Source organism: Streptomyces sp. R21 (assembly GCF_041051975.1).
GTDB lineage: Bacteria > Actinomycetota > Actinomycetes > Streptomycetales > Streptomycetaceae > Streptomyces.
Genome location: NZ_CP163435.1, coordinates 5,227,091 through 5,241,421 on the forward strand (window position 1 = coordinate 5,227,091; position 14,331 = coordinate 5,241,421).

The 14,331-nt window shown below is 65.8% G+C and carries 16 protein-coding genes and 1 tRNA gene; 3 read left to right on the top strand and 14 right to left on the bottom strand.

The window, feature by feature from the left end:
- Positions 1–4: 4 nt before the first annotated feature.
- The 7 genes from AB5J56_RS23245 to AB5J56_RS23275 form a co-directional block, all read right to left on the bottom strand.
- Positions 5–1,393: a tyrosine-type recombinase/integrase gene (locus AB5J56_RS23245; RefSeq protein ID WP_369234697.1), complete on the bottom strand. Its 1,389-nt coding sequence runs from the start codon at positions 1,391–1,393 to the stop codon at positions 5–7.
- Positions 1,387–1,593: an AlpA family transcriptional regulator gene (locus tag AB5J56_RS23250; RefSeq protein ID WP_059083826.1), complete on the bottom strand. Its 207-nt coding sequence runs from the start codon at positions 1,591–1,593 to the stop codon at positions 1,387–1,389. The genes AB5J56_RS23245 and AB5J56_RS23250 overlap by 7 nt, the downstream gene beginning before the upstream one ends.
- On the bottom strand, positions 1,590–3,053 hold the full coding sequence (locus tag AB5J56_RS23255) for a replication initiator (RefSeq protein ID WP_369234698.1): 1,464 nt from the start codon (positions 3,051–3,053) through the stop codon (positions 1,590–1,592). Before AB5J56_RS23255 ends, AB5J56_RS23250 begins: the two co-directional genes overlap by 4 nt.
- Before the next feature lie 152 nt (positions 3,054–3,205).
- The gene (locus tag AB5J56_RS23260) at positions 3,206–3,904 is read right to left on the bottom strand and encodes a DUF2637 domain-containing protein (RefSeq protein ID WP_369234699.1); all 699 of its coding nucleotides are present in this window, start codon (positions 3,902–3,904) and stop codon (positions 3,206–3,208) included.
- Between the two features lie 59 nt (positions 3,905–3,963).
- Positions 3,964–5,370 carry a cell division protein FtsK gene (locus AB5J56_RS23265; RefSeq protein WP_369234700.1) on the bottom strand — a complete coding sequence of 469 codons (1,407 nt, stop codon included), beginning with the start codon at positions 5,368–5,370 and terminating at the stop codon, positions 3,964–3,966.
- Positions 5,367–5,579, bottom strand: a complete 213-nt coding sequence (locus tag AB5J56_RS23270) for a hypothetical protein (protein WP_369234701.1) — start codon at positions 5,577–5,579, stop codon at positions 5,367–5,369. The genes AB5J56_RS23265 and AB5J56_RS23270 overlap by 4 nt, the downstream gene beginning before the upstream one ends.
- Positions 5,576–5,926, bottom strand: coding sequence for a hypothetical protein (locus AB5J56_RS23275; RefSeq protein ID WP_369234702.1), 351 nt, complete (start codon positions 5,924–5,926; stop codon positions 5,576–5,578). The genes AB5J56_RS23270 and AB5J56_RS23275 overlap by 4 nt, the downstream gene beginning before the upstream one ends.
- 171 nt (positions 5,927–6,097) lie before the next feature.
- Between AB5J56_RS23275 and AB5J56_RS23280 the strand changes: the two genes are divergently transcribed.
- Positions 6,098–6,586: a GntR family transcriptional regulator gene (locus AB5J56_RS23280; protein ID WP_369234703.1), complete on the top strand. Its 489-nt coding sequence runs from the start codon at positions 6,098–6,100 to the stop codon at positions 6,584–6,586.
- 925 nt (positions 6,587–7,511) lie between these two features.
- Here the strand turns inward: AB5J56_RS23280 and AB5J56_RS23285 are convergent.
- The 3 genes from AB5J56_RS23285 to AB5J56_RS23295 form a co-directional block, all read right to left on the bottom strand.
- Positions 7,512–8,354, bottom strand: a complete 843-nt coding sequence (locus AB5J56_RS23285) for a protein kinase (protein ID WP_369234704.1) — start codon at positions 8,352–8,354, stop codon at positions 7,512–7,514.
- 76 nt (positions 8,355–8,430) lie between these two features.
- Positions 8,431–8,874, bottom strand: coding sequence for a hypothetical protein (locus AB5J56_RS23290; RefSeq protein ID WP_369234705.1), 444 nt, complete (start codon positions 8,872–8,874; stop codon positions 8,431–8,433).
- Positions 8,875–9,123: 249 nt separating this feature from the next.
- Positions 9,124–9,354 (bottom strand): hypothetical protein, encoded by a 231-nt coding sequence (locus AB5J56_RS23295; RefSeq protein ID WP_369234706.1) that lies wholly within the window; start codon positions 9,352–9,354, stop codon positions 9,124–9,126.
- Between the two features lie 126 nt (positions 9,355–9,480).
- Between AB5J56_RS23295 and AB5J56_RS23300 the strand changes: the two genes are divergently transcribed.
- Complete coding sequence (locus AB5J56_RS23300) at positions 9,481–10,821, top strand: helix-turn-helix domain-containing protein (RefSeq protein ID WP_369234707.1); 1,341 nt, start codon at positions 9,481–9,483, stop codon at positions 10,819–10,821.
- On the opposite strand, the gene AB5J56_RS23305 is transcribed toward AB5J56_RS23300, so the two are convergent.
- The 3 genes from AB5J56_RS23305 to AB5J56_RS23315 form a co-directional block, all read right to left on the bottom strand.
- A complete protein-coding gene (locus AB5J56_RS23305) occupies positions 10,799–11,332 on the bottom strand; it encodes an NUDIX hydrolase (RefSeq protein WP_369234708.1) in 534 nt (177 codons plus the stop codon). The genes AB5J56_RS23300 and AB5J56_RS23305 overlap by 23 nt on opposite strands.
- Positions 11,333–11,733: 401 nt before the next feature.
- On the bottom strand, positions 11,734–12,027 hold the full coding sequence (locus AB5J56_RS23310; protein WP_369234709.1) for a hypothetical protein: 294 nt from the start codon (positions 12,025–12,027) through the stop codon (positions 11,734–11,736).
- A gap of 379 nt (positions 12,028–12,406) precedes the next feature.
- Positions 12,407–13,426, bottom strand: a complete 1,020-nt coding sequence (locus AB5J56_RS23315) for a hypothetical protein (protein ID WP_369234710.1) — start codon at positions 13,424–13,426, stop codon at positions 12,407–12,409.
- A gap of 543 nt (positions 13,427–13,969) precedes the next feature.
- Here AB5J56_RS23315 and AB5J56_RS23320 point away from each other — a divergent pair.
- Positions 13,970–14,056 (top strand) — tRNA-Ser (locus AB5J56_RS23320).
- A gap of 46 nt (positions 14,057–14,102) precedes the next feature.
- Here the strand turns inward: AB5J56_RS23320 and AB5J56_RS23325 are convergent.
- Positions 14,103–14,324 (bottom strand): hypothetical protein, encoded by a 222-nt coding sequence (locus tag AB5J56_RS23325; RefSeq protein WP_369234711.1) that lies wholly within the window; start codon positions 14,322–14,324, stop codon positions 14,103–14,105.
- Positions 14,325–14,331 lie beyond the last annotated feature (7 nt).

The following is a 14,331-nucleotide window of genomic DNA, read 5'->3' on the forward strand; positions in this document are numbered from 1 at the left end:
TCAGCTACTCACATTCTTCCAGTGCGCGCTGGATCTGCTCATTCGCCCACTGCTGATTGCGGTGGATCGCCTTGGCATAGAAGCGGAAGAGAACCGCGATGCTGTGGCCAGCCCGGCGCGCGACTTCGGCTGGGGAGACGCCGGACTCAAGCCAGAGCGAGACGCCCGCGTGTCGCAGGGAGTACGGCACGTCAGCCAGCGGCGAGACTGCCTCGGGCTCCGTGAGCACTGCGAGCCGGGCAGCCTTCCAAGCCTCCCCGTACTCCTTGGATAGCAGACCGCCGCCCTGGGCCGCGCGGAACAGTCGGCCGTCTTCAGCTGTACCGAACTCCTTGATGTGCTCGCGGACTAGGCGCACGAGGACGGGGGGAATCGGTACAGGCCGAGTCGCTTTGCGGGCCCGCTTCTTCAGGCCGCGCGTATCGAACGACTTGCCCGTGTCGGTCCACCCGGATCCGACGCGGGGCGTGCTCGTCGACAGCAGCACGTCTCCCCAGCCCTCTTCGGGCAAGGTGAAGTCTTCTTCCCGGAGATTGGCTGCCTCCCCAGGGCGGTTGGCCGCGTAGTAGAGGCAGCCGAAGAACGCCATCAGGTGCCGTCCGCGTGCCCCCTGGTCGCCCACAGCGTCGATCAGTGCCTTCGCCAGCTTCGGACCGGGTACGAACCGGAAGTCGATCTCGTCGTCAGTCTCGGGCGGGGTCCAGTCGACCTTGTCGAGGGGCAGTGCCGTCAGCAACTTCCGTTCGACCGCGTACCGGAGACAGTTACTGAAGACCGTCCGCTTGCGGTTCACCGTGTTCTCGGCAGCGGCCGTGCCGTCCTGCTTCAGCTTCAGCGCGTCGAGGGCGGTCCGCACCATGGAGGGCGTGTTGAGGTTGGCGATGTCCACCGACTTGCGGCCGATCCAGTCCAGCGCGGCCACGATCTCGGCGGGGGGTTCTTCGACGTCGAGTCGGGGCTTCAGTGACCCGTTGTCGTCCAGGACGAACCTGTAGACCCAGGAGTAGAGCGCGATCCGAAGCACTTTCGGGGCCGGAACTCCGCGCTGGTCCTTGACCAGCTTCGGGGTGATGGTCGCCAGCGCGTCGGCGATGCTCGCGCGGTGCTTGGCCGAGGCACCCGGCCACTTCATCTCGGCGTATGCGCGCGTGTGGGCATACCAGGTGGAGGAGTTGAGGGCCTGTACCTCGGAGGCGGGCAGACCGGTCTCCGTGTCGAACTGCTCACGGTTGCGCAGGGCGGCCAGTAACTCGGCGCGACGCCCGTCGGCCTGGGCCTTGATCTTGTAGCTTTTTGAGAAGGGACGCGGACCAACGCGCCACCGGAGTTGATAGGCCGTCGCACGGTTGGGTCGCTTGCGGATGCCCCAGATCTGGACGTCGTAGGTCAGCATGCTTCCTGCACCTCGCAGCCGTCGAACCAGGCGTCGAGGTCGGCCCGGCGGATGCGTATCTGGCCGTTGGGGAGCTTCAGATGTTTGGGGGCCTGGCCGCGAGCACGCATTCGGTAGAAGGCGGCACGAGAGACCCGGATCTCGGCGAGGGCTTCGACCAGCGTCAGCGTTCGCTTGTCGGCGGTGGTCGGAGTGGTCACAGCCAGGGTGCTCCTTCGGACTTGAGGAGTTCGGAGTGAGTTCTGTCGTGGCGGACCTGGGCGGCAAGGAGTTCTTCACCGGGGCGGTAGCCGCTACTGAGGTAGGTCCACAAGGAGGAGGTGACGAGGGTGGTGTTCTCGTCGTCTACGGGGAAGCCGGCCCGGATGCGGATGGCTTCGGCCTGGGCGAGGCGCCAGGCTCGGCGTACGTCGCGGAGTGCGCCGAGCGTGGTGGAGTAGGCGCGGGATTTGCTGGAGAAGTGACCGCGGAAGCCGAGCATGTGGGCCCACTTCCAGAGCTTGAGGTGGGCGAACTCGGGGAGGTGGCCGAGGGCCCATGCGGTGCGGATCATCTGCCGGGCGTGCTGCTGAACGGGGAGACCGGTGAGGGGTTCGGCTTGGCCGCTGCCGTCGCAGTCGTCGCACAGGTCGCGGAAGCCGTCGGGGCCGCGTACGTAGCCGCGTCCGGTGCAGGGGCGGCATGCGAGGGTGCGGTCCACGGTGCCCGCGCCTTCGGCGTTCTTGGTGGCGTACTTGGCGACGTATCCGGCGACCTTGGCGTCCGTGAGTTCGCCGTCCCCCATGGCGGAGATCTGATCCACCTTGAACCGGTCGCCCCACCGGATGACGCGTTCGCCGACTGCGTCGGACTCGACGGTGAGCCGGGCACGGTTGACCGCCAGGCCGACGGCAGCGTGGAGGGCGTCGAAGGTGGCCCAGGCCGGGGGTGAGGTGGTGTGGCCGTCGGGCCCGTCGAAGCGAACGACCGCGTGAAAGTGGACCAGGCCTCGTTGCTGGTACTCGGCGACTTTGGCGAAGGAGACGCGGAGGGCCGCGCTGAGCGCCTTCTGCGTCATGCCGAGGTGCTCGGCGAGGGCGCGGCGCAGGTAGGTGGTGAAGCGTGCCCACAGGGCCCCGGCATGAGCGTTCCACAGCACGGCGCCGCTGTAGTCGTAGCTTGCCGGGCGCAGCGGGGTGCCGAGTTCGGGTGCGTCCGGTGCGTGGCTTTCGCCGCACGCGCAGGGGCGGGGCTTGCCCGCGTCGGTCGTGGGGCGGTTGTGGACAGGGCCGAAGGACGGGGCGGTCAAGGTGACGAAGGCGCGCGGGTGGTCGCGGACGGTTTCGGCGACGTTTTTGCCGCCGGACAGTCCGGCCTTGATCAAGTGGTAGGTGTCGGCGGCGTAGAGGCGGGAGCAGGCGGGGCAGCGGGAGGCGCGGCGGTTGCCGCAGGTGGTGAGGAGGCGTCCGGACGGCTCGTCTTCGGAGCGGTAGGAGCGGACCACTTGCTTGGTGGTCTGGTCGGTGGTGATCGTCCAGCCGTGCAGGTTGATGGGGCTGGTGCAGCCCCGCAGGTTGCGGACCTGTTCGGTGACTCGGTCGAAGTTGTCGGTGTTGGCCAGTTCGACCAGGTCCCGCAGGCCGGGGCTGATGATGTGGCGCAGGTCGAGGGGGCGGCGCATGGGTGGCGGGGTGTCCTTTCCGGCGCGAGGGTGGGGGCCTGCGGGCAGCAGCGATTCAGTGCGCTCGGGCTGTTGCCCGCAGGCATGGCAGGTCGGGCCCAGGGGCGGGCGGCGATGGGAAGTGCTGGGGAGGCCAGCGGAAGGGTGTGGTTCTACAGAGCGGCGTGAAGCGCGGTGGCCATGGGCAGGCCGATTCCGAGTCGCGTTTTGAGCTGGGCCGCAGTGATCGGTTCGCCGTGCTCGACGTGGTGGGACGTTGCGATGGAGCGCGCTTCAGTCAGCAGCGGCTCAGGAAGCTTGGCCGCAGGCGATGCGGAAGCCGGGGCGATGTGAGGAGCGACGGAGGCCGGGGCCGGAGTAGGGAGCGGCACGGCAGGGCGGGGCGCGTCGGAAGTCGTCTCAGGCACCGACCCGATCTCGTCCGGCAGGGAAGCCGGTACGGCGGGGCGGGCGACGGTGTGGAAGGCACGCAGGAGCTGCGGTCCGACGGTGCCCCAGCCGAGGAGGAGCAGCGGGGCCACCGCGTCAACGGCAGCGCGGCCGTAGTGCCCGGCAACGATCGGTTCTGCGACGTTGAGGGCCAGGGTCAGCAGTCCGGAGAAGTGCATGAGACGGGTGGCTGCCGTCATCTGTTCGGCAGGCAGGCCGCGCAAGGAGAGATAGCGCAGGGCCACCAGAAGGCCGACCACCGAGAGGTCCACCATCGGAGCGATGAGCGGTGCGATCGGGCCGGGGACGCCCAGGCGCAGGGCCAGGGACCAGACGTTGCCGAATGAGAAGACGAACGCCAGCGCGGCAATGACGATCATGACGGCAGTGATGGTGCGCTGAGTGATTCGGTCCTCTGTCATGGGTGTTCACCTCCTCTCCTTGGGTGTTGGGAACGTGCGGGCGCGGTAGGTCAGGCTGCTCAGGCGTCGAGCTTGGTGAGGTCCACGTCCGCCATGCGAAGGCCGAGGAAGGCTTCCAGGAGGGCGCACGGGTCGGCGGTGAGATCCGCAGTCTGTTCGGCGATGCGAGCTGCTTCTGCGTCGGGTACGTAGGGCGTACGGATGCGGGTGAAGCCGGGTTGCGACTGGTGGTTCATCGACGCGACGCCGACATAGGTGGGGTCCTGGAGGTTGATCGGGTTGGCGTCCGGCCATTCCCGGATCTCGTCGCCGAGCGCAGCCACCGCGGCTTCGGCAGTCTTCTGGGCGAAGCTCAGGCCCACGGGGCACACGTCGCGGATGAAGGTGGGGATTGCGTCGCCGGTGGACTTCTGAGTGGTGAGGATGACAAGCAGACCCACGGACCGGCCCTTCTTCACCAGGTCTTCCACGAGTCGGGCGTTCTCGGCGGCGAGCGCGGCCAGCCTCTTCGTCTGCTGGTCGCTGCCCTTGTGGTCCCGGAAGTACGTGTGCGCTTCGTCGACGATCAGCACGACCAGCGGCCAGCTCTCGGAAGGGCCGACGTCCCATATGGACTTCACTCCGAGCATCTGGCGCACCGAAGCCGAGCGGGCGCGGCGCAGTTCCACCAGGTTCCGGAACAGCTTGTTGGCCTCTTCGAGGTCATCGCCCACGAAGGCGAACATGCGTTGGACCCAGTCGGCGTAGTCGCCTTCGTACGCAGCCGACACCTTGCCGTCTGCGCAGGCGAACTGCACTGCGGGCGACGGTGCCCAGTCGGAGAGAAGCCGGTTGATCAGGCTGGTCTTGCCGAAGCCGGGAAGGCCGGCCACGGTCACGCCAGGCACCTGCGTGAGGTTCACGGACACGGGCTGTGCGTACTCGTCCAGGCCCAGATCCCACCGGGCTGTCTCCTCCGGTGCTTCCCCCGTGGGGTGGTGCTCGGTCGGGAACTTCAGCGGATCCAGCCGCACACCCCGGATGAGGACCTGCCCAGGCTTGTCCTGGGTGACCGACACCCGTGTGCATCGCCAGGCATCCGCCAGGTGTGGGCCCGCCTTCTGAAATTGCTGGAGCCCAACGCCAGGCAGGCACTGCGCCCGCGCGATCACTCCGTACGCGTCGTGCTTCACCTTCAGAGTGGGGATGAGGACACGAGGCTTGATGGGCTTGCCGTTCGTGTTTGCCAGCGACGCGAGCGCGGTCGGGGTCTTGTCCGTGGCCGACAGTTTGAGCATTGGTGCGAGCCGCTTCCAGCCCCACCGCACACGTACGGCCTGCCGTATGGACTGCCGGGTCATGGCATCGGCGCGAACGTAGCGGACTACCCACCAGACCGCCCATCCGACGAGAACGGCGAGCACCAGGGCGACGACGAGCGGGACGTGACCAAAGATCCCTTGCGCCGGTGCGTTCGAATCCTTCATATGCGGCTCTCCATCGGGTTGTAGAGGAAGGCCACGAGGGCCGATTCGAGGGCCGCCCGATCTGCCGAGGCGTCGAGGCGGGGATAGCCGTAGCCGACGAGCACGGCCGCCACCGAGTTCACGAGCGATTCGGTGAACCGGGCATCCGGCCCGGCGTGAGGCAGCGGGCAGCTGCGCTCAGCGCCGGACCGGAAAGCAGTGCCGCTCACGCCACCTCAGCGGCCGGGGCCGCCAGGTCCAGCCGACCCGCGCGGTAGGCGATGCCGTCCGAGAGCGAACCGTTGAAGATGCGCGCCCACGGAGTGGCGAACAGCTCCACCGGCATGACCGGGACGCCCGGCCGGAGCCCGTTGGGCAGACCGGTCTCAGGGACGGTGATCTTCAGAGCCTCGGCGCGGTCCTCCTCCATGAAGAAGAGGGTGATCGTGTAGAGCTTCGCGCCGGTCTCACGGTCGGTCGCGAACTGCGTCTTCTCCTGGTCCGCGTACTTCGGCACCGGCAGGGTGCCAACCATGAACGACGAGGTGGGAAGCAGGCCAACACGGATGCGTGCCATGGGAGTTGATTCCTTTCGGTTGCGTTCCACCAGGGCGGTGGGGCGCGATCACCATTGAACATAGCTGACCTAGCAGTGTCAAGTGAATCGGGTGAGCTAGGTATCAACTGACGTAGGCCACCTATGTCAGTGGGGTGTGCTAGGGGTGCTAGAAATCGCTACTCTTGGGCCATGAGCCCCGCGCCAGAGAGCAAGCAGGACCGTCGGCCGCCGTATCAGCACGCTGCCGACGAGCTTCGGCGCGACATCTTGCAGGGGCGGATCAAGCCGGGCGAGCAGATGCCGTCCATCCGCGAGCTACAGGAACGCTTCGGCGTGGCCAACATGACCGCGAGGTCCGCGCTCAACGTGCTGCGGGATGAGGGCCTGATCTACACGATCCATGGTCGGGGCAGCTTCGTGGCAGACCACAATGCCAGCGGGGAGCGCTCGGCGAACTACACGGCTCCAGCTTGGTACTTGGCCAAGGACGAGAAGCCCGGCCAGGCAGAGCAGGGGGAGGGAGGGCCCGACGACGCCGAAGCTGCCGCAGACGCCGGGACCACCCTTGCTGAAGTACTCACCGCACTACGTGACGAGATCCGTGTTCTCAGCGCCGATCATCAGGAACTGCGGCGTGAGGTCGAGGAGCTGAAGGCAGCTCAGCAGTCGAAGCCGTAGTCCTGAGCTGGGCCACTTCCTCTCGCAACTCCCTGGTCTCCCTGCTGAGGCGGACGACCATGGCCCGCATCTCCTCGATCAGTGCGACTACCTGATCCGTGTCCCCGACGTGAATGCTGGTCGACCCCATTTCGTTGTCCGGCATGTGCTCGGTCATCGCTCCCTGCTTGCCGACGTGCCGTCGCTCCGTGCCGCACTTGCTCGAAGCGGCGGGGCTTGCCCACGGCATCCGTGCCTCTCAGGTTGATCGACTACTGCCTGCCGTGCTGTCCAGAGTTTCTTTACTGGATCAAGGCGGCCCGCCTGCGGCGGGCCGCGCGCGCTGGCGGCCATGGGCCGCCGCCGCTCCATGTCTTCGCCACCGCTCCGGCGGCCCCCAGCCGCTCAGCGCGCAACATCGCCGAGGCGTACCGCCAGACCAGGAAGCAGCCCGACCACTTCGAGCACCAGGACCAGGCCGACTCCCACCAAGTGCGACCGCGCCCCCCAACTGCCCACCGCTTCAAGGCCGCATGGCCTGCAGAGCCACAGTCCGAGCCCAGTTGGAATGACACGTCGGCAACGCACAGGCAGGGCCGCGGTGCTGTCCGTGAAGCAAGGAAGCGTGGCTGAGCCCGGTACGGGGTTGCTGGAAACACACGTGACGGGTGCTCGTTCGCCAGTCCCGCCGTCGTGGCTGACTTTCGGTGGCTCAGGTCGGAACGGGGCTTTCGCCAGCCGAACGACAACAGTGATCCTCCCTAACTCGACAAAAGAAAGCCGGAGTTGGAGCCGCACCCGCGTTCGAGCACGCCAACCGCCCCGGTACCATCGGCACCAGGGTCCTGATCAGGGATTCTGTGACCGGACCACCCGGAATGCTGTCCAGGCTGAGGGGTGGTCCGGTCTTGCGTTGTTGGCCTTAGCCGCACGAGCGGCACCGGCTTCAGAGGCAGCTCAGGGCCTTACCCACCTCGTAGATCGTCGGTCGATCTTCGGGAGCATGGCTGAGCATCGCGTCGATCAACTCGCCCAGCTCGCCGGGCGCCTTCACGCGGCGACGCTTGCCGTTCGCCACGGCCTCTCTCTGTACGGGGCGCGGTGCGTCGTCCGGGTACTCGACCGCCCGCCAGCCGGTGGCGGAGATGAGCAGCGAGGCGCCGAGGGCGTAGATGTCGGCTTCCTGGGTCGGCTCGGCTTCCCCGGTGGCGAGCACGGTGCGGGCGATCTCTGGTGCCTCGTAGTGGACGAGGCAGCCGCGGAAGGGGAAGTCGTATCTCTCGGGCACGTGTCCGCCCTCGGCTAGGGCGAGGTCGATGAGGTGGGTTCGTTCCGGCCCGATGATGAAGTGGGCCGGTTGTACGTCACCGTGGGCCCAGCCCTTGGCGTGGAGTTCGGCCAGGGCTTCGACGCATCCCAGGGCCACGCTGGTGTGCGGGGCGATGGACGAGTCCGGGCTACGGCAGGGTTCCCACAGCCGGTACAGGTCCGGGCCCTCGTGCCACGGTTGGAGGTTCCACGTTCCGCGCTCCCACTCGCCGTACGCGATGTCATCGAGACCGAGACGGTGCAGGATGGCCCCTTCGCGTGCGGGCGCGAGCGCGGTCCAGGGCTGGGCGGGCCAGTCGGCCGTTTCCTCGATCGGGTGGCCGAGCTTCACGGCGTAGTGGCCCCGGTGGCTTTCGACTTCCCAGACCGTGGAGCCCCGACGGTTGATGACCAGGTGCTGAGCCGTGGGCATGAGCGCGTCGAGCACCACGATGGGCAGTTCAGGGGTTGAGCCGGACAACGTCTCTTCTCCTTCCGGGCGAACGCGGCCGACCCCGAGTTGAGGCCGGCCGCGCCGCTGTTGTCGTTGTCGGGGGCTACGCCTGACCGTATGGTCGGCCGCAGTCCGAGTCGCACTGCGCGAGGTTCGTGCCGTCCACGGTCCACAGGTCGTCGAAGACCATGAATCCGGCGGCCTTCATAGCGCGTGCCGAGGCGGCGACCTTCTCAGGGTCACGGGCCCCGCCACCCGGCATCGGGTTGTGGTGCAGGAAGCGGCCCGCGAACCGATCGCACAGCTCGGCGTACTCCTTCGTGTGCAGGATGAGTGCGTGCAGGCCGAGGTCCACGTCGTCCGACGGGACCATGGGCACGGTGGCGGTGGCCGCCGTGCCCACGAACGCGAGCGCCTGGTCCGCGATCCGCTCGGCACGCGCGGGCGACTGCCCGTTGTGGAGAACCACGAAGTGGGCGAGGCTCTCGAACAGCTCCTCACCCGCTACCGTGCGACCGGTCTTCTGCTCGTTCGCCGTTGCCGTCATGTGCAATCTCCTGGTGTGGGGTAGTCCGTGGCACGTGCATTCCGCCCTGGTCGCCGAGTTCGGGTCGTAGGCGATGGAGAAGCGGACTGAGAGGCCAGCCCCGAACGGGAAGGGGGAGCCGGGGAATTGGCACCCGTTCGGGGTGGCCGGTCTACTGGCTGAGGCCGAGAGTCATGCCGATCACCAGGCCGCACGACCCGCTGATGCAGATGATGAACAGGACTCCGGCGTACCGGCCGAGGGCGCGCATCACAGCCCGACCTGACTGTTGCCGTTCTTCACAGTCAGACGTGCGCTCAGTTCCTCCCGCGAGCTGAGCCTCACCACCTGGTCAGGCATGGCGTCCCACTCGACGCCGCCGCAGAGCGGTCTCATCTGCACACGACCGCCGATCTCACCCATGACGACGCCGATGCGTCCTCGGGCGCTGTCCTTCGCCAGTTCGCCGATGCCTGGTCTGGTCTGCTGATTGCTCGCCATGTCTAGGAGCATCGCGATCCGGATACCCCCGCCAAAAGGTCAGGCTGATTACCCAACTTGGGTAACATCGCGGCAAGTAGAGAATCAGCGACGTTGCGTAGCCCTCGCAGTGTGGGAGCTTGCCCAATGCCCGACGCCGACCGGCCGCAGGAACTACCCGCCAGGTTGCTCACCGATCCCGAGATGATCAGTGCGTGCCGGGTGCGGGACTTCGCGAGAGTCTTCCGGCTCGTGAAGACCAGGGCGGGCATCTACCCGTCGATGATCGCCAGGCGATGCGAACTGACCCCCAGTCGAGTCGGCGAAGTCATCGCTGGGCGACGTCAGTTGCTGCACATGGAAGTCGTCGAGCGCATCGCGGACGGCTTGCGCATCCCAGGACACATGCTCGGGCTTGCTCGCCGAGCGTGGGAGACGCCACAGGCCCTCGTGGTCGCCGAGCGTGAAGCACCCCAAGCACCAGAGCCCGAGCAGCAGGCCCCCGCATCGCTGCCAGGTCCCGATGTGGACAGCATCTTGGCGCTGGCCACGCGAACCAGCTTGAACGCCAACACACTTGAAGCCTTCCGTTCCTCCATCGAGGACTATTGGCGACGGGACGACCAGCACGGCGGCGAGGCTCTGAGGCCGGCCATCGTCGGTCAGCTCCGGTATGTGGTCGGGCTCTTGAAGGAGAGCCGTCCGCCGTCCATCCAGAACGGCCTGTACGGAATCGCGGCCGAGTTGGCGCGCCTTACGGGCTGGACCTACTTCGACGCCCGCCAGTACAACCAGGCCCGCGCGTACTTCACCGAGGCCCTGCAATTGGCCAAGGAAATTGACGACCGGCAGTTCATGGCCAACGTCCTCGCCTGCATGAGCTTGCAGGCGACCTACCAGGACAAGCCCGCGGACTCCCTCGCACTCGTGACCGCCGCGCAGGACCAGGCTCGCTCAGCCCTCGGCACCACTCCACGGGTGCTGTCCATGCTGTCCATGCGGGAAGCCTTCGCCCATGCCACCCTCGGCAACCGAGACTCCACCCACCGGTCTATCGGGGAAGCGCACCGCCATTTCGAGGCGATCCAGACGAGCGACCCGGACCCGTCATGGGTGACCTACTTCGACGAGCCGAAGCTCATCGTGGACACGGGCATCGCCCACGGGCGACTGGGCGAGGCAGCGACTGCCGAACCCTTGATCGCGGACGCTATGCGACGGGAGGACCGCACCAACCAGCGGGGCCGTGCGTTTCACGCGTTCTGGCTGGCTCGCACGCAGTTGGACCAGGGCAAGCTTGATCAGTCGTGCCACACGGCCACGCAAGCTCTGGAGTCCGCATCGGCGGTTGCTTCCGAGCGGGTGTCCGGCCATCTTCGGGAGTTCTACGATCAGTTGGCCCCACACAGGCAAGAGCCCGTAGCTCTGGCCTTCGAGGCGAGGCTACGGGCACTTCTGCCACCGGTCAGCGGATCGCTTCATCCATGAGCAGGTACAGCAGACCGACGAGCGATCCGCTGCTCACGATCTCGCGGCGGTCGATCATCCCTCGCACCTCGCTGAGGGGGATCCACTCGATGCGGTCGGACTCGTTCTTCTCCGTGGGCGGACCGTCGTAAGTCGCCCCGTCCGCACGGAAGACGTGGTGCTGCGAGTCCGTGATGCCGTTGGCCGGCTCGGCGTAGATCAGGGGCTTGATGGGACCGGGACGCCAGCCCGTCTCCTCCAGAACTTCGCGGGCCGCCGCCTCCTCAGGGGTCTCACCCTCCTCTACCAGGCCCATGGGCAACTCCCAGGCCCACGATTCCGTGATGAAGCGGTGCCGCCACATCATCAGCACCTCCTGGCGGTCGTTGACCACGGCAGCCACGGCCAGGTGACGCAGGCGAACGACGTGGTACTCCCACCTGCGCCCATCAGGCTGTTGGACGTCGACCAGACACAGATTCACCCAAGGGTTGGTGTAGATCTGTCGCTCACCGTGGGTCTTCCACTGCATGTCTACGGCCCCTCTCGATCGGTGTCTAGGATCTCAAACCAGACCAACCTGTGCCGCCGCGTCCCCAAGCGGTTAGCGTCATGATGACGAATAGTTGGTGCACGTTCAAACCTGATCAAGAAAGTGCTCGCGCTACGGGACGGGCCTGCCTATGTCCTCAAGGGTGGCTCCTCGGATGCTGAGGGTCTGCAAGGCGGCCGAGTCAATAACACAGTCCCGGTCGGTTGTCAGTGGTGGCAGCTACTTGAGGGCGCAGACAGGATCGTTATGCCCGCAGGAGGGAAGTAGGTGGCCCTTGTTCGCTTCTGCCGCGCAGTGGTCTGTCGGCTCTCGACAGCAACAGCTCATCTATGAGAAAGCCAGAGAGCCTCTACGGAAGGGGAGTTGGGGCAATCATCCCCTTAAGCCAGCGCATTTGCCACTGCTGCGGCGACTCCCAAGAAAAGGATGGCGCCTAGTGACATCAGTAGAGTCCCTTGGGCCATCATGCGCTGTGACGTCGGGTATTTATCTCCACCGATAGCGACCTTGAAGGAATTCTTCAGAAGCCACAGGAGAGCTGACGAGTTGTCCTCAGCTTCGGGCTTGGGAACGGCTCGATCCTTCAGTGCTCCTACAAGGAACAATGTCATGCCCGCGAGGAATACGACGAAGATGATGAAGCTGGCAACCGATGTGAGGATGATCCAGAGCACGTTCACAAGTGATCTCTTGCCGTGCTTGGAAGGTTTCAAGCGCGAGAGGTCTTTCTTCCCTCGCTTGGAGGCTGAATCATTGATTCACCCGCGAGGGCCGCTCCTCGTTTCGCTGACCATCGAGCTGTCAGGGGCTTACAGGTCAGGCCTCCGCCACGGCTCGGCCAGTTACGATCTGTCGCACGGGGACGCCCTGAATCTCCCGCTCGATTTGCGGGGGGTGCTCTGTATTGACCAGGTGAACCCGCACTACGAACTGGGTACCCTCCATGCCGATACCGACCCCGCTCACACGCTGATCTTGCTCGAAGCGTCGGTAGAGGGCGTCTCGTACCGCCTCGACGATGTCAAGATCAACCATGATGCCTCGCTTCGGTTGTCAGGAGATGAGCGTTACGCGCAGCTTCTTCAGTATTGGTTCCAGCGGGGCTACGTATGAGACCGGGATGCCGCGCGTCTCGTCGAGCTCAGTTCCGCCGATGTGGAGCCCCACCGGTTCGCGGGAGTCTGGGCGAAACACTAGCGCCCCGCTGTCTCCACCTCTACTGAATCGCTGGCCGACTTTACCGGCTACGACCATAAGATCATCGAATCTTAGGTAACCCTCACCTTGGTACCACAGTTTGGTGCTGAATCCGATGTCAATGACCGTTCCCGTCGTGCGGTCCGTGGTAGAGCCTACTTTGGACACTTGGGAACCGATCACCGCCACCGGGGGCGGGATCGATGCCGAGAGCCCCCCGAGTTCGCCCAAGTCAAACGAAACGTCTCCGTCTAGTAGGCAGAGTGCAGCATCCATTGTGTTTGGCGTCACTCCGTCTCTGTGAAGCTCCTCCTTCTCGTCCAAGGCCCCGATACGACTTCTTGGCGCTCTGCCTCCCTGGTGGGGGCCGGGTTGCAGAATGTCGTCTCCCCGTATACCCCGGTCGCACGCGGCCAAGACATGGTTGTTCGACAGAAACCGGATCCCGTCGCTGTGGCGACTGCTTGCGACGAAGGCACCTAGAGTGCCGTAGGTCACCTTTTCATGGCCCACAGAGAGTCCAGGCCTGAGCGGCAGGGTCGGAGCAGCGCCAGCGGTGGTTGCTTGAGCCACCGCTCGACCTACGTAGAGGATCCGTGCCTCGCCCTCAGCCTCCTCTTTCAGGTAGTGCGCAGTCTCCCAGGCTTCCGGCGTGTCTACGTGTACGTGGATTGACAGTGCGTACTGAAGGTGGCCGGCCATGGAGGTGATTCCGAGACCCAGCTCCTCCAATGCTGATATCGGCATCGGAGGCCCTTCGTCGGAGGGTCCGGCGCACTGCGCCATGGCCTGGATTTTTCTGAGACTCCTGTCCTCAACGGTCACGAGGGAGTCGAGGAGTTTGAGATGAAGCGACATCGCTGATTCAAGGTCCACGGGGTCCTCCCGTGAGGGTCTGCTATTAGAGCCGCCTCGCGGTGACGAGCGAGCACCAAGGGCAGGGAGTTCAAGCCCTACTGTTCGAGGTTCCCACCTTTCGCGACCTGCGGCCAATGAAGCGAATGACCGTCTCACGCCCACCTCAAGGGCTTCCGTACGCCTAGGGATGGTTCCGAGCCTTGTAACGGTGTCCTGTCGGAAGCTGTTGCTGCGCGCCGCCACCGGAAGAGGTTGACGGCAGATGCGACGGCAACGACGACACTCGGGCACACATATCGCCACTCCGAGCCATCGGGTCATGGAGCCGCTAGCACCTCTACTGCAGGACTGCCCGATCCTAGGGATCAAGAGGGTGGTCTGGCAGCCCAGCTCTAGGCTTACCGGCGCCAGCCTGGGGCCGCGGACCGGATGCTGGTGATCGGCGCGGTGGGCCTAGGGGGCGCGGAACGGGGCCAGTGGACCCCGTGTGGACCACGGACTCCGCGCGACGCCCGAGACCGGTACGCTGTACCCGCTCCGCACCTGGTGGGCAGGGGCGCAGGTGGGTTGCCCGAGCGGCCTAAGGGAACGGTCTTGAAAACCGTCGTCGCAGCGATGTGACCGTGGGTTCAAATCCCACACCCACCGCACTGATGGAGAGCCCCTGACCAGCGCAACCGGTCAGGGGCTCTAGTCATGTGCGGTCGGCTGCAAGCTTGTCGTCGCGTTCCAGGATCAGGCTGATCGAGCCGTCCTCGAGATCCATGCCGCCCTCGAGGTGCTCGTGGTACCCGGCGCCGAGTTCGGGATCGCTGAGACCGATGAGTCGCTCGGCAAGGTACCGAAGCCCGGCCGCGTTGGCCGCGATGGTGATCTCGGTCCCGGAGCCGTACACGTTGATGCGGGGATCGTCCATGGCGTCA

Bases quoted from the DNA above. Each gene is read 5' to 3' on its own strand.
- AB5J56_RS23300 (WP_369234707.1), top strand. From the start codon at position 9,481: ATGCCCGACGCCGACCGGCCGCAGGAACTACCCGCCAGGTTGCTCACC.
- AB5J56_RS23290 (WP_369234705.1), bottom strand. From the start codon at position 8,874: ATGACGGCAACGGCGAACGAGCAGAAGACCGGTCGCACGGTAGCGGGT.
- AB5J56_RS23325 (WP_369234711.1), bottom strand. From the start codon at position 14,324: ATGGACGATCCCCGCATCAACGTGTACGGCTCCGGGACCGAGATCACC.
- AB5J56_RS23260 (WP_369234699.1), bottom strand. From the start codon at position 3,904: ATGACAGAGGACCGAATCACTCAGCGCACCATCACTGCCGTCATGATC.
- AB5J56_RS23295 (WP_369234706.1), bottom strand. From the start codon at position 9,354: ATGGCGAGCAATCAGCAGACCAGACCAGGCATCGGCGAACTGGCGAAG.
- AB5J56_RS23275 (WP_369234702.1), bottom strand. From the start codon at position 5,926: ATGGCACGCATCCGTGTTGGCCTGCTTCCCACCTCGTCGTTCATGGTT.
- AB5J56_RS23255 (WP_369234698.1), bottom strand. From the start codon at position 3,053: ATGCGCCGCCCCCTCGACCTGCGCCACATCATCAGCCCCGGCCTGCGG.
- AB5J56_RS23305 (WP_369234708.1), bottom strand. From the start codon at position 11,332: ATGCAGTGGAAGACCCACGGTGAGCGACAGATCTACACCAACCCTTGG.
- AB5J56_RS23265 (WP_369234700.1), bottom strand. From the start codon at position 5,370: ATGAAGGATTCGAACGCACCGGCGCAAGGGATCTTTGGTCACGTCCCG.
- AB5J56_RS23245 (WP_369234697.1), bottom strand. From the start codon at position 1,393: ATGCTGACCTACGACGTCCAGATCTGGGGCATCCGCAAGCGACCCAAC.
- AB5J56_RS23280 (WP_369234703.1), top strand. From the start codon at position 6,098: ATGAGCCCCGCGCCAGAGAGCAAGCAGGACCGTCGGCCGCCGTATCAG.